Source organism: Pseudomonas sp. RIT-PI-q, from assembly GCF_001297125.1.
In the GTDB taxonomy this organism is placed as follows: Bacteria; Pseudomonadota; Gammaproteobacteria; order Pseudomonadales; family Pseudomonadaceae; genus Aquipseudomonas.
This window is the reverse complement of record NZ_LHPC01000007.1, coordinates 1-13249: the sequence shown is the minus strand read 5'-3', so window position 1 is coordinate 13249 and position 13249 is coordinate 1. Positions and strand designations below refer to the sequence as shown.

Sequence of the window (13249 nt, the reverse complement as noted above, 5' to 3'; positions counted from 1 at the left end):
GCCATCAGTAGGAAAAGCGTGATTGTTTGGTCGGTTTCGACGCAAAAGCTTCTAAGAAGAAGATGTCGGGAGAGAGGGGAAATGTCTGCGAGCGCAGTCGAGGAAGGCTTCGCATTCCCTGTAGGAGCGAGCTTGCTCGCGAAGACGTAGTGTCAGTCGACATCAATGTTGAATGACACACCGCCTTCGCGAGCAAGCTCGCTCCCACAGGGATTGTGTCGTATCGGGGATGTGCTGCAGGTATTAGCGGGTGCGATAACGCAGGCGTGTACCGAAATTCATCGACATCAGAATCTCGTCGGCACTCAGCTCAGGCGGAAAGTAGGCGCCGGAGATTTGCGCGTGTGCGAGGCTCGCGCCTTCCAGGTTTGAGTGGCGGAAGTCGATACCGCGCAAGTCGGCGGAGCGGAAATAGGCATCGGTAAAATCGACGCGGTCGGCGTTCAGCTCACGCAAGTCCAGACCACGGAAGTCGCCACCGACCATATCGATCGTGCCGTCTTTGGGGCGCTCGTTATTGAAACCTGTGATGTCGTCTTTGTGCAGCAAGGCATAAAGCGGGGTGTCGAGAAGTTTGGGCTGGCTCATGTCACATCACCTGTTGGTTTTATGGCGCCAGTATAGTGCCACTATTTGACAGCCGTGAAGCCGGCTGAGGCTTCACGGCTGAAATACTTTTTACAGGCCCGGCAGACGCTGGCGAATCTGTGCAACAACGGTGTCGAGTGTGCCGCTTTCATTGGTCTGTACGCGTTTGCTGCAGAGGATTTCTGCGGGCGTCAGCGCTTCACGAGTGGCTTGCTGGGCCGCGATCACAGCCAGGTTGGCGTCAGACGGATCCTTTTTATCTGCCTGACGCAGGGCCAGCCAGCTCTCGATTACCGCTTGCGGCGCATTGCAATCAAGGATCAGGAACGGTGCGCCGGTGGATTCGGCGATTTTCGCCGCACCGTCGCGCTGCTCACGCTTGAGGTAAGTGGCATCGACCACCACCGGGAAGCCGGCACGCAGGATCACGCTGGCAATCTCATGCAGGCGGGTGTAGGTCGCAGCGCTGGCGTCGGCACTATAAATACCGGCCTGCGGATCGTTCGGCACGGTTTGCTCGCCGAACAGACGTTTGCGCTCTACATCGGACCGCAGGCGAATGGCGCCCAACGCTTCCACCAGACGCATGGCCACGTGGCTCTTGCCGACGGCAGAAACACCATGGGTGATGGCCATGAAGCGCGAAGGAATGGTGCTGTAGCTTTCCGCCAGGTTGGCGTAATTGCGGTACTGACGCAGGGTGGTGGCGCGCTGCACCGGGGAGGCATCGGCTGGCATGCTGAACAGGCTGACCTTGGCACGAACCAGTGCGCGGTAGGCTTTATAGAAGTTAAGCAACTCAAGGCCGTGGTAATCGCCGGTCAGCTCCAGGTATTGGCTGATAAAGCGACGCGCCAGGCATTTCAGCCCGCGATCTTCCAGGTCCATCGCCAGGAACCCGGTGTCGGCGTACACGTCGGTGAAGCGGAACGGTTCGTTGAACTCGATGCAGTCGAAGATCACGACCTTGCCGTCAATCACGGTGGCGTTGCCCAGGTGGATGTCGCCGTGGCATTCGCGGATAAAGCCGTCGGCCTTGCGCTGGGCGAACAGCGGCTTGAGGCGCTCGAAGCTGCTTTCGGCCCAGGCTTGCAAGGCATCGAGTTGCAGCAGGTCAGCCTTGTCGCTGAGGAACGGGCGGATCTGCTCGAAGTTCTGGCTCACCGGCGCCATGACGCTGTCCGGGGTGCCGGCTTCGTGTTCGGCAGGCACTTTTGGCGCATTCAGGTGAAATTGTGCGATTTGCGCGGCCATCTCATCGATGTGCGCGGTGGTCAATTCGCCATTGGCTTGCAGGGTGCTGAGTAACCCGCTCTGTGGGAATTGACGCATTTTCAGCGCGTATTCGATAACCGGGCCATCCCCGCCCAATTGTGGCGCTTCGACGCTGCCGGTTATCGGCAACACTTCCAGATACAAATCGTTGGTCAGACGCTGGTTCAGACGCAGCTCTTCAGCGCAGAAATGTTCCCGTGCATCGAGGCTGGTGAAGTCGAGGAAGCCGAAGTTCATCGGTTTCTTCACTTTATAAGCAAAGGGGCCCGTGAGGATGACCCAGGAGATATGGGTCTCGATGACCTGGAACGCGTCTACGGGATGCGGGTAGAGGGCCGGGTTTTGCAGGGCAGCGATCAGTGACTGGCTCACAGGCGATCCTTCAGAGTCTGGGAAAATTCAAGGTCGACATTATGGCCGCAAGTCCGCCTGACGCAAACCTCGGAGGGCTCCTGTTGAGTATGAATAAAGTGCGTATAATCCGCGCCCATGACTCGTACTCGATCCCCCCGCACCCCCAAAAAACCACCTTCCAAGGGCCTGAGCCCCTGGCTGGGCTGGGCCCTTAAACTCAGTCTGGTCGGCCTCGTGGTGCTCGCCGGATTCGCGGTTTACCTCGACGCTATTGTCCAGGAGAAGTTCTCTGGCAAGCGCTGGACCATTCCGGCCAAGGTATACGCGCGCCCGCTCGAGCTGTTTACCGGCCAGAAGTTGAGCAAGGAAGACTTCCTCACCGAGCTCGATGCCTTGGGCTACCGACGCGAAGCGGTGAGCAACGGCCCCGGCGCGGCGGCGGTCAGCGGCAATACCGTCGACTTGAATACCCGTGGTTTCCAGTTCTATGAAGGCCTGGAGAAACCCCAGCCTGTGCGTGTGCGGTTCTCTGGCGACTACGTAGCCGAACTCTCGGCGACGAACGGTTCCAAGCTATCTGTGGTGCGTCTTGAGCCGCTGTTGATCGGCGGTATTTACCCGAAAAACCTCGAAGACCGCATTCTGATCAAGATCGATCAGGTCCCGCCGTACCTGCTGGAAACGCTGGTAGCCGTGGAAGACCGGGACTTCTATAGCCACTGGGGCGTTTCGCCCAAGTCGATTGCCCGCGCCGTTTACGTCAACACCTCGGGCGGCAAGATGACCCAGGGCGGCAGTACGCTCACGCAACAGCTAGTCAAGAATTTCTACCTGACCAGCGAACGCAGCCTGACCCGTAAACTTACCGAAGCCATGATGGCGATGTTGCTTGAGCTGCATTACGACAAACGGGAAATTCTTGAGGCTTACCTCAATGAAGTGTTCGTCGGTCAGGATGGGCAGCGCGCGGTGCACGGTTTCGGCTTGGCCAGCCAGTTTTTCTTCGGGCAGCCATTGTCCGAGCTGAAATTGCATCAAGTCGCGATGCTGGTGGGCATGGTCAAGGGGCCTTCCTATTACAACCCGCGTCGTAACCCTGAGCGGGCGCTTGAACGGCGCAATCTCGTGCTCGATGTCCTTGAGCAACAAGGTGTTGCCAGCGCCGAACAAGTCGCTGCTGCGAAGAAAATGCCACTGGGTGTGACCACTCGCGGCAAGCTGGCGGACAGCTCGTTCCCTGGCTTCCTCGATCTGGTCAAGCGTCAGCTGCGCGAAGACTATCGCGACGAAGACTTGACCGAAGAAGGTCTGCGGATCTTCACCAGTTTCGATCCGATCCTGCAGATGAAAGCAGAAGCGTCGGTCAACGACACCTTCAAGCGACTCTCCGGGCGCAAGGGTTCCGATGACGTCGAAGCGGCCATGGTCGTGACCAACCCGGAAACTGGCGAAGTGCAGGCCATGATCGGTAGCCGTCAGGCCAGTTTTGCCGGTTTCAACCGGGCGCTGGACGCGGTACGACCGATCGGTTCGTTGATCAAGCCGGCGGTTTATCTGACAGCCCTTGAGAAACCGACCCAGTACACCTTGACCAGTTGGCTGTCGGACGAGTCCTTCTCGGTCAAAGGGGCGGACGGTCAGGTCTGGAAGCCGCAGAACTATGATCGCCGCTCCCATGGCACGGTTTTCCTTTATCAAGGCCTGGCGCACTCCTACAACTTGTCGACTGCGCGTCTCGGCTTGGCGGTGGGCGTACCGAATGTCCTGAAAACCTTGGGACGCCTGGGCGTGACTCGCGAGTTTCCGGCATTCCCGTCGATGTTGCTGGGTGCTGGCGGTATGACCCCGATCGAAGTGGCGACCATGTACCAGACCCTGGCCAACGGTGGTTTCAATACCCCGATGCGCGGGATCCGCAGCGTACTGACCGCCGAAGGCGAACCGCTCAAGCGTTATCCGTTCCAGATTCAGCAGCGTTTTGATCCGGCTTCCATTTACCTGATTCAGAGCGCCATGCAGCGAGTCATGCGTGAAGGCACCGGTAGTTCGGTTTATAACGTGTTGCCGAAAACCCTGACCCTGGCGGGCAAGACCGGCACCAGTAACGATTCGCGAGACAGCTGGTTCGCCGGCTTCAGTCAGGACTTGCTGGCCGTGGTCTGGCTGGGTCGCGATGACAACGGCAAGACGCCGTTCACCGGTGCCACCGGTGCATTGCAGGTCTGGACCAGTTTCATGCGCAAGGCCGATCCGCTGCCGCTGGACATGCCGCAACCGGACAACATTGTTCAGGCCTGGGTCGATTCGCACACCGGACAAGGCTCCGATGCCAACTGCCCAGGTGCGGTGCAGATGCCGTATATTCGCGGCAGTGAGCCGCCTCCCGGCGCTGCTTGCAGTGGCGAAAGTCCCGTTTCCGGCGAAACGGTGATGGATTGGGTCAAGGGCTGGATGAATTAAGCAAAGAGGGTTTCAAGTGAACAAGTGGTTGATTCCAGCGGTTACCGCCGTGGCTTTGCTCAGCGGTTGCTCCACCGTACAGCGCGGTTCGATTCCGGTTGTGGATTCCGGCAGCGCCGTTTCGAACAGTGAACGTGTTTCGGCAAATGGCGGTTACCGTCAGACGACGACCAAACGTCCTGTGCAAGCCCAGCCTCAGGCAATCCCGCAAGGCGATACTGGCGTGGTTGTGATGGTGCCTGGTGGCGGTGCAGTAACATCGGCGCCGATCAGCACTGCGCCGATCACACCAGGCCCGATTACCCCGGGGCCTATCGATACCTCGCCGGTGCAGTCGGCGCCGATCAATCAGGGCAGCTACAGCATGCCGTCGACGCCGAGCGGGATTCCTTCAGCCAGTACCGGTGGTGGCTTGTCTGCCGACGAGCAACTGGATGGTCCGGTATTGGCGCTGCTGACCACTGCTCAGCAGCAACAGGCAGGTGGTGATCTCAATGGTGCTTCCTCCAGCCTCGAGCGCGCCCAACGTGTCGCGCCGCGTGAGCCGCAAGTGCTTTATCGCCTGGCGCAGGTACGCATGGCTCAGGGCGATGCGCCACAAGCCGAGCAGTTCGCACGTCGTGGCCTGACGTTCGCCAGCGGTCGTCCGGCGCTTCAGGCCAGCCTGTGGGAATTGATTGCCCAGGCGCGTGAGAAGCAGGGTGACTCGGCTGGCGCTGCACTGGCCCGTCAGAAGGCCAAGGTTTCTTCGTGATGGATGCACGCTTCCCGAAGATCGCCGAACAGTTATTACTGATCGAGCGCGAGCTGCGAATCCAGGGGTGGTGGGACGATGTTGCACCCTCCGCCGAAGCGCTTTCCAGCGTCGAGCCGTTCTCGGTCGATACGCTGGATTTCGAGCAATGGCTGCAATGGATCTTCTTGCCGCGCATGAAAACGATCCTCGAACAGGATCTGCCATTGCCCAACGCATCGGGGATTCAGGAGATGGCCGAAATGGTCTTCGCCGCCCGTAATGTCCAGGGCAAGGATCGACAGTTGCAGGTGCTGCTCAAAGAGTTCGACCTGCTGATCACCGCCTCCCGCTGACCCCCATCCGTCGTGGGAACCGTAGGAGCTGTCGAGAGAAACGAGGCTGCGCTCTTTTGATCTTGATCTTAAAAAATCAAAGTCAAAAGAGCGCAGCCTCGTTTCTCTCGACAGCTCCTACGGGGGTTCTACTGGCAGTTATCCTTGATCTGCTTCTGTGCTTCAGTCATGCGCTCCTGACGTTGCTCGTCGGTCAGGCGGCGCATCTCACCTTCAACCTCCTCCCGTACTCGCGGGTTGTTCTGCAGTTGAGCCAGGTTCGTTCGCGCCTGCTCGCAAAATACCTTGAGCTGCGCTTGCTGCTCGGCGACCTGCTTTTTAACCGTCTTGTCGATGGCCTGTTGATCGCCGATGACATTGCTGCGTGGCAGCGTGTCCGGTTTGCCGGCAGGTGGGGAGGGCGTAACCACGGTGGTGGCTTCCTGACCTTGCGGCGGTTGTGCGTCGAAGTGGGTAACGCCCTGGGCGTCGACCCATTTGTAGATCTGACCGCCCATACACAAAGGGCTGATCAGCAGAGTGACCATGAAGAACGTTCGCATGCCATTTCCTTGCCATAAGTTGCGCAATTGAAGCTAACACAGTTGCTGTTTAGCGGTTTTTTCTTGCTTTCTCATGTGCTTACTTCAATAAAGCACATTGACGACTTGACTTGCAGGGGACGAAACAGAAGAATCCAAAGTCCGCTGTAGAGGGACTGCCAGAAGCAGACCCACTCAGCAGATCATGAGGCGCACATCCGCGCCGACCTGTTACACCCGCAACGCGTTACCTCGCGCTGGGTGGGAAAGGCCCGCAACACTTGGGACGATCCCAATACTTGCTCAGTCAGTGCTGACGTAGTCGGCGACCACCGTCGCTCATGCTCTGCTGAGAAGTAAACCTATTAAGACCCGTCCCTTTAGGTGGACGGTATTCTGGCGTTTTAGAGGTGGACAACGTGGAGCTTTTATCTGGCGGTGAGATGATCGTCCGCTTTTTGCGTGACGAAGGCGTCAAGTATATCTATGGGTACCCGGGTGGTGCCGCATTGCATATCTACGATGCACTGTTCAAAGAACCATCTGTTCAACATATTCTCGTTCGTCATGAGCAGGCTGCCACTCACATGGCTGACGGCTATGCGCGTGCCACCGGCAAGGCCGGCGTTGTACTGGTGACCTCCGGTCCCGGCGCGACCAACGTCATTACCGGTATCGCCACGGCGTACATGGACTCGATCCCGATGGTCATCCTGACCGCCCAGGTGCCTAGCACCATGGTGGGGACCGATGCGTTCCAGGAAACCGACATGATCGGTATCTCCCGGCCGATCGTGAAGCACAGCTTCATGATCAAGCATGCTTCGGAAATCCCGGAAGTCATGAAAAAGGCCTTCTACCTGGCGCAGTCCGGTCGTCCTGGTCCTGTCGTTGTCGATATCCCGAAAGACATGACCAACCCGGCCGAGAAGTTCGAATACATTTTCCCGAAAAAAGCCAAGCTGCGTTCCTACAGCCCGGCGGTTCGTGGCCACTCGGGCCAGATCCGCAAAGCCGTGGAAATGCTGTTGGCGGCCAAGCGGCCGATCATCTATGCCGGCGGCGGCGTCATTCTGGGTAACGGCTCCGCGCCGCTGACCGAGTTGGCGCAACTGCTGAACACACCGGTGACCAATACTTTGATGGGCCTGGGCGCTTATCCGGGTATGGACCGCCAGTTCCTCGGCATGCTCGGTATGCACGGCAGCTACACCGCCAACCTGGCGATGCACCATGCGGACGTGATCCTGGCCGTCGGCGCGCGTTTCGATGACCGTGTCATCAACGGTTCGTCGAAGTTCTGCCCGAGCGCCAAGATCATCCACATCGATATCGACCCGGCTTCGATCTCCAAGACCATCAAGGCCGACGTTCCTATCGTAGGCCCGGTGGAAAGTGTATTGACCGAAATGGTCGCTACCCTCAAGGAAATCGGCGAAACCCCTAACAAGGAAGCGGTCGCCAACTGGTGGAAGCAAGTTGAAGAGTGGCGCGGTGGTCGCGACATGTTCCCTTACAACAAGGGTGACGGCAGCATCATCAAGCCTCAGACCGTGATCGAAACCCTGTGCGAAGTGACCAAGGGCGATGCCTACGTGGCCTCCGATGTGGGTCAGCATCAGATGTTCGCGGCGCAGTACTATCGCTTCAACAAGCCGAACCGCTGGATCAACTCCGGTGGACTGGGCACGATGGGCTTTGGTTTCCCTGCTGCGATGGGCGTGAAACTGAACTTCCCGGACGCTGACGTTGCCTGCGTGACCGGTGAAGGCAGCATCCAGATGAATATCCAGGAGCTGTCGACCTGCTTGCAGCATGACCTGCCGGTGAAGATCATCCTGCTCAACAACGGCGTGCTTGGCATGGTCCGTCAGTGGCAGGACATGAGCTACGGCGCGCGTCACTCGCACTCCTACATGGAGTCGTTGCCGGACTTCGTCAAGTTGGCTGAAGCCTACGGTCACGTCGGCATGCGCATCACCGACTTGAAAGATTTGAAGCCGATGATGGAAGAAGCGTTCGCCATGAAGGATCGCCTGGTGTTCATTGACATCAAGGTCGATGCCAGCGAGCACGTCTACCCGATGCAGATCAAAGACGGCTCCATGCGCGATATGTGGCTGAGCAAGACGGAGCGTACTTAATCATGCGGCACATTATTTCCTTGCTTCTGGAAAACGAACCCGGCGCTCTGTCTCGTGTAGTCGGCCTGTTCTCGCAGCGCAACTACAACATCGAAAGCCTGACCGTGGCACCCACCGAAGACCCGACCTTGTCGCGTCTGACGTTGACCACTGTTGGCCATGATGAAGTGATCGAGCAGATCACCAAGAACCTGAACAAGCTGATCGAAGTGGTCAAATTGGTCGACCTGTCGGAAAGTGCTCATATCGAGCGCGAACTGATGCTGGTCAAGGTCAAGGCCACCGGCGCCCAGCGCGCCGAGATCAAACGCACTACCGATATTTATCGTGGGCAGATCGTCGATGTCAGTGCAAGCGTGTATACCGTTCAACTGACCGGTACCAGCGACAAGCTCGACAGCTTCATTCAGTCCATTGGCACCGCTTCGATCCTGGAAACCGTCCGCAGCGGCGTAACCGGTATTGCCCGCGGCGACAAAGTACTCAGCATCTAAACCAAATTAGCGAATGGCCTGAACGGCCTGGATATATAGGGGAATTTCATGAAAGTTTATTACGAAAAAGACTGCGACCTGTCGATCATCCAGGGCAAGAAAGTTGCCATCATCGGTTACGGTTCCCAGGGCCACGCTCAAGCGTGCAACCTGAAAGACTCCGGCGTTGACGTTACCGTTGGCCTGCGTAAAGGTTCGGCGACTGTTGCCAAGGCCGAAGCCCATGGCCTGAAAGTGACTGACGTTGCTTCCGCTGTCGCTGCTGCCGACCTGGTCATGATCCTGACCCCGGACGAATTCCAGTCTGCCCTGTACAAGAACGAAATCGAGCCGAACATCAAGAAAGGCGCCACCCTGGCCTTCTCCCACGGCTTCGCGATCCACTACAACCAGGTTGTTCCGCGCGCTGACCTCGACGTGATCATGATCGCGCCGAAAGCACCAGGCCACACCGTGCGTTCCGAGTTCGTCAAGGGCGGCGGTATCCCTGACCTGATCGCTATCTATCAGGATGCTTCCGGCAACGCCAAAAACGTTGCGCTGTCCTACGCCGCTGGCGTGGGTGGCGGTCGTACCGGCATCATCGAAACCACTTTCAAGGACGAGACCGAAACCGACCTGTTCGGCGAACAAGCCGTTCTGTGTGGCGGTACTGTTGAACTGGTCAAAGCTGGTTTCGAAACCCTGGTTGAAGCTGGCTACGCGCCGGAAATGGCCTACTTCGAGTGCCTGCACGAACTGAAACTGATCGTTGACCTCATGTACGAAGGCGGTATCGCCAACATGAACTATTCGATCTCCAACAACGCTGAGTACGGCGAGTACGTGACCGGTCCGGAAGTGATCAACGCCGAATCCCGTCAGGCCATGCGCAACGCCCTGAAACGTATTCAGGACGGCGAATACGCCAAGATGTTCATCAGCGAAGGTGCAACCGGCTATCCTTCGATGACCGCCAAGCGTCGTAACAACGCCGCTCACGGTATCGAAATCATCGGCGAGCAACTGCGCTCCATGATGCCGTGGATCGGTGCCAACAAGATCGTCGACAAAGCTAAAAACTAAGTCGCGCACTTGTACGAAAAACGCGGCTTAGGCCGCGTTTTTTCGTTTGGGAGGCTGGTTCTGGTATAAAGCTGCATCGTTTGCGGCCGAACCCTCGTCCCAGACACCTGTCGAAACTTTCCACCCCGTTGCAAGGTAATGTCCATGAGCGAACGTCCCGAAGAGCCAAACCAGGCTTCTGACGCCGAAAGCCTGCTGCCCATCGATGAGCACATCGAAGAAGGGCATGACGCTGAAGGTCGTAAAGTCCGGCATCGTGGTATCTATCTTCTGCCGAATCTGTTCACCACTGCGAACCTGTTCGCAGGGTTTTATTCCATCATCAACTCGATGAGCGCCCAGAGTGCCTTGAGTGCCGGTGATTCGATCGGCGCGAGCAAGTATTTTGCTTTTGCCGCCATCGCCATTTTTGTCGCCATGGTGCTCGACGGCCTTGATGGTCGCGTTGCGCGCATGACCAATACTCAGAGTGCCTTTGGTGCCGAGTACGACTCGCTGTCGGACATGGTTGCCTTTGGTGTCGCGCCGGCATTGCTGGCGTTCGGCTGGGCCTTGGGTGATATGGGCAAGGTCGGCTGGATGGTCGCCTTCATTTATGTGGCTGGCGCGGCTTTGCGCTTGGCGCGTTTCAATACCCAGGTTGGCACCGCGGATAAACGCTACTTCATCGGTCTGGCCAGCCCGGCTGCTGCCGGTGTGGTCGCCGGCATTGTCTGGGCGTTCAGTGATTACGGCATCCAGGGCTCCAAGATGTCCTTCCTGGTTGCGCTGATGGTCGCGGCCGCCGGCATGCTGATGGTCAGCAATATCAAGTACAACAGCTTCAAGGAGCTGGACTTGAAAGGGCGCGTACCGTTCGTGGCGATTCTCGCCGTGGTGCTGGTGTTCGCCGTAGTGTTCAGCGATCCGCCGCGCATTCTGCTGCTGGTTTTCCTCGCTTACGCAGCCTCTGGCCCGGTGCAATACCTGCTGCGTCTTCGTCGGCACAAAAACGCCGAGTGAGGTAATTTCCCTCATACTCCGCAGTCTATTGGTGCATCTGTCCTCCAATGCTGCGGAGTTGTCATGCTGATCAAAGTCCCCAAAGCGTCTGACTGCCATGAGTCGGACGTCACGCCTGAATCCTTCTATTTTTCTCGACGCAATGTGCTCGGTGCTGCTGTCGCCGGATTGGCTGTGGGCAGTCTGCCGCGTTGGGCTTCTGCCGACGATGCGCCGCGTTATGCCGACGTCGAGCCTGGCAAGGCACCATCCTGGTTTGCCGAAAAGCTTCCTTCTACTAAGTGGGGAGCGGTCAACGTCAAGGACGAGGCGATCACGCCGTTCAAGGATGCGACCCACTACAACAACTTCTATGAGTTCGGCACCGATAAAGGTGACCCGGCCGCCAACGCGGGTGCGCTGAAAACCGAACCGTGGAGTGTGGTGGTGGACGGGGAGGTGGGTAAACCCGGACGGTATGCGCTGGAAGACTTCATAAAGCCCTATCAGCTGGAAGAGCGGATCTACCGACTCCGTTGTGTGGAGGCCTGGTCGATGGTCATTCCATGGATTGGTTTTCCCATTTCGGCTTTGCTCAAGGAAATCGAGCCAACCTCCAAAGCCAAATTCATTCGCTTCGAAACCCTGGAGGATCCCAAGAGCATGCCGGGGCAGCGTTCCGGTTTTGCCTTGATCGACTGGCCTTATGTGGAGGGGCTGCGTCTGGATGAAGCGATGAATCCATTGGCGATTCTCGCGGTGGGCATGTACGGGCGTGAGTTACCGAATCAGAACGGCGCGCCTTTGCGTTTGGTGGTGCCCTGGAAATACGGTTTCAAGAGCGTTAAATCCATCGTGCGTATCAGCCTGGTCAGCGAGCAACCGAAAACCACCTGGCAGAGCATTGCCTCGGATGAGTATGGTTTCTATGCGAACGTGAATCCTACTGTCGATCATCCGCGCTGGACCCAGGCCCGTGAGCGGCGTTTGCCGAGCGGCCTGTTCAAGCCCAATGTTCGGGACACGCAGATGTTCAACGGCTACTCGGATGAAGTCGCCTCTCTCTATACAGGGCTCGATTTGCGGAAGAACTACTGATGCGTTTTCCGATTTGGCGAATTGGCGTCTTTATAGCTGCAGCAGTGTGGCCGCTGCTGTGGTTGTACCAGGCCTGGGCGGATGTGCTGGGGCCTGATCCGGGTAAGGTGCTGGTTGATCGGTTGGGGCTGGGGACGCTTGTCCTGTTGCTCATTACGTTAAGCATGACGCCTTTGCAGAGGCTGACGGGTTGGGCGGGGTGGGTGGCTGTCCGGCGACAACTGGGTTTGTGGTGTTTCGCTTATGTGGTGCTGCACCTGAGTAGCTATACGGCGTTTATCCTTGGCTTTGATTGGTCGCAGCTGGGTGTCGAGCTGCGCAAGCGGCCGTACATCATTGTCGGGACGCTGGGGTTTGTGTGTTTGTTGGCGATGGCGGTGACGTCCAATCGCTACAGTCAGCGACGATTGGGTTCGCGCTGGAAGAAGCTGCATCGCCTCGCCTATGGGGTTCTCGGGCTTGGCTTGCTGCATATGTTGTGGATTGTTCGCGCCGATCTGAAGGAGTGGGCGGTCTATGCCTCTATAGGTGCGTTGTTGTTGGTGTTGCGGCTACCGCCTGTAAACCGTCGAATTCCCCGTTTAATGGCTAAAAAGGCATCTTCTGCACGAAAGGCGTAATTAATGGTTGACGGCAAATCCTGAGTGTCTATAATTCGCCCCACTTCCGGCGCAGTCGAAACGGAAAACTCCTTGGTAAACAAAGAGTTACGCAGTTTTCGGCAGCAGGTTGCTTCAGTTCATCGAAGCCTGGAAGGAGTTGAAAGAGCAGGGTTGTTTGGCGCTTTTGACGATTCGATCTTCTCGGTCGAAAGCGGCGGAAGAGAGGTGTTGACAGCAGCGAGTAACGCTGTAGAATTCGCCTCCCGCTAACGAGAGATCGGAAGCGCAAGTGGTTGAAGTTGCAAAGGAAACTTTGAAAACTTCGAAAAATAACCGCTTGACAGATACAGAGGACGCTGTAGAATGCGCGCCTCGGTTGAGACGAAAGTCTTAACCAACCGCTCTTTAACAACTGAATCAAGCAATTCGTGTGGGTGCTTGTGGAGTCAGACTGATAGTCAACAAGATTATCAGCATCACAAGTTACTCCGCGAGAAATCAAAGATGTAACCAACGATTGCTGAGCCAAGTTTAGGGTTTCTTAAAAACCCAAAGATGTTTGAACTGAAGAGTTTGAT

The 13249-nt window shown here is 57.3% G+C and carries 12 protein-coding genes; 9 read left to right on the top strand and 3 right to left on the bottom strand.

Annotated features, from left to right (window positions below):
* Nucleotides 1–243: 243 nt before the first annotated feature.
* A complete protein-coding gene (locus AEQ67_RS00255; protein ID WP_059401949.1) occupies nucleotides 244–588 on the bottom strand; it encodes a pentapeptide repeat-containing protein in 345 nt (114 codons plus the stop codon).
* A 90-nt stretch (nucleotides 589–678) separates the two neighbouring features.
* Nucleotides 679–2235 (bottom strand): bifunctional aminoglycoside phosphotransferase/ATP-binding protein, encoded by a 1557-nt coding sequence (locus AEQ67_RS00250; RefSeq protein ID WP_059401948.1) that lies wholly within the window; start codon nucleotides 2233–2235, stop codon nucleotides 679–681.
* Between the two features lie 117 nt (nucleotides 2236–2352).
* Here AEQ67_RS00250 and mrcB point away from each other — a divergent pair, with 117 nt between their 5' ends.
* Genes mrcB through AEQ67_RS00235 form a run of 3 tightly spaced genes read left to right on the top strand, consistent with a single transcriptional unit; the run spans nucleotide 2353 to nucleotide 5766 of the window.
* Nucleotides 2353–4677 carry a penicillin-binding protein 1B gene (mrcB, locus tag AEQ67_RS00245; protein WP_059401947.1) on the top strand — a complete coding sequence of 775 codons (2325 nt, stop codon included), beginning with the start codon at nucleotides 2353–2355 and terminating at the stop codon, nucleotides 4675–4677.
* A gap of 16 nt (nucleotides 4678–4693) precedes the next feature.
* Nucleotides 4694–5431, top strand: coding sequence for a tetratricopeptide repeat protein (locus AEQ67_RS00240; protein WP_059401946.1), 738 nt, complete (start codon nucleotides 4694–4696; stop codon nucleotides 5429–5431).
* Entirely contained in the window at nucleotides 5431–5766 is a 336-nt protein-coding gene (locus AEQ67_RS00235; protein WP_059401945.1) for a YqcC family protein, read from the top strand. Before AEQ67_RS00240 ends, AEQ67_RS00235 begins: the two co-directional genes overlap by 1 nt.
* Before the next feature lie 128 nt (nucleotides 5767–5894).
* On the opposite strand, the gene AEQ67_RS00230 is transcribed toward AEQ67_RS00235, so the two are convergent.
* Nucleotides 5895–6308: a DUF4124 domain-containing protein gene (locus AEQ67_RS00230; RefSeq protein ID WP_059401944.1), complete on the bottom strand. Its 414-nt coding sequence runs from the start codon at nucleotides 6306–6308 to the stop codon at nucleotides 5895–5897.
* 398 nt (nucleotides 6309–6706) lie between these two features.
* Here AEQ67_RS00230 and AEQ67_RS00225 point away from each other — a divergent pair, with 398 nt between their 5' ends.
* From AEQ67_RS00225 to msrQ, 6 genes are all read left to right on the top strand, one after another.
* Nucleotides 6707–8431, top strand: coding sequence for an acetolactate synthase 3 large subunit (locus AEQ67_RS00225; RefSeq protein ID WP_059402174.1), 1725 nt, complete (start codon nucleotides 6707–6709; stop codon nucleotides 8429–8431).
* Between the two features lie 2 nt (nucleotides 8432–8433).
* On the top strand, nucleotides 8434–8925 hold the full coding sequence (gene ilvN / locus AEQ67_RS00220) for an acetolactate synthase small subunit (protein WP_003176102.1): 492 nt from the start codon (nucleotides 8434–8436) through the stop codon (nucleotides 8923–8925).
* A gap of 48 nt (nucleotides 8926–8973) precedes the next feature.
* The gene (gene ilvC, locus AEQ67_RS00215; RefSeq protein ID WP_007948647.1) at nucleotides 8974–9990 is read left to right on the top strand and encodes a ketol-acid reductoisomerase; all 1017 of its coding nucleotides are present in this window, start codon (nucleotides 8974–8976) and stop codon (nucleotides 9988–9990) included.
* A 144-nt stretch (nucleotides 9991–10134) separates the two neighbouring features.
* Complete coding sequence (gene pssA / locus AEQ67_RS00210) at nucleotides 10135–10992, top strand: CDP-diacylglycerol--serine O-phosphatidyltransferase (RefSeq protein ID WP_056746100.1); 858 nt, start codon at nucleotides 10135–10137, stop codon at nucleotides 10990–10992.
* Between the two features lie 63 nt (nucleotides 10993–11055).
* Nucleotides 11056–12069 (top strand): protein-methionine-sulfoxide reductase catalytic subunit MsrP, encoded by a 1014-nt coding sequence (msrP, locus tag AEQ67_RS00205; protein ID WP_059401943.1) that lies wholly within the window; start codon nucleotides 11056–11058, stop codon nucleotides 12067–12069.
* A complete protein-coding gene (gene msrQ / locus AEQ67_RS00200; RefSeq protein WP_059401942.1) occupies nucleotides 12069–12689 on the top strand; it encodes a protein-methionine-sulfoxide reductase heme-binding subunit MsrQ in 621 nt (206 codons plus the stop codon). Before msrP ends, msrQ begins: the two co-directional genes overlap by 1 nt.
* The last annotated feature ends 560 nt before the right edge of the window (nucleotides 12690–13249 follow it).

Excerpts from the sequence above, each read along its gene's own strand:
- AEQ67_RS00255 (WP_059401949.1), bottom strand. The coding sequence starts at position 588 with ATGAGCCAGCCCAAACTTCTCGACACCCCGCTTTATGCCTTGCTGCAC.
- mrcB (WP_059401947.1), top strand. The coding sequence starts at position 2,353 with ATGACTCGTACTCGATCCCCCCGCACCCCCAAAAAACCACCTTCCAAG.
- AEQ67_RS00235 (WP_059401945.1), top strand. The coding sequence starts at position 5,431 with ATGGATGCACGCTTCCCGAAGATCGCCGAACAGTTATTACTGATCGAG.
- AEQ67_RS00230 (WP_059401944.1), bottom strand. The coding sequence starts at position 6,308 with ATGCGAACGTTCTTCATGGTCACTCTGCTGATCAGCCCTTTGTGTATG.
- ilvN (WP_003176102.1), top strand. The coding sequence starts at position 8,434 with ATGCGGCACATTATTTCCTTGCTTCTGGAAAACGAACCCGGCGCTCTG.
- ilvC (WP_007948647.1), top strand. The coding sequence starts at position 8,974 with ATGAAAGTTTATTACGAAAAAGACTGCGACCTGTCGATCATCCAGGGC.
- pssA (WP_056746100.1), top strand. The coding sequence starts at position 10,135 with ATGAGCGAACGTCCCGAAGAGCCAAACCAGGCTTCTGACGCCGAAAGC.
- msrP (WP_059401943.1), top strand. The coding sequence starts at position 11,056 with ATGCTGATCAAAGTCCCCAAAGCGTCTGACTGCCATGAGTCGGACGTC.
- msrQ (WP_059401942.1), top strand. The coding sequence starts at position 12,069 with ATGCGTTTTCCGATTTGGCGAATTGGCGTCTTTATAGCTGCAGCAGTG.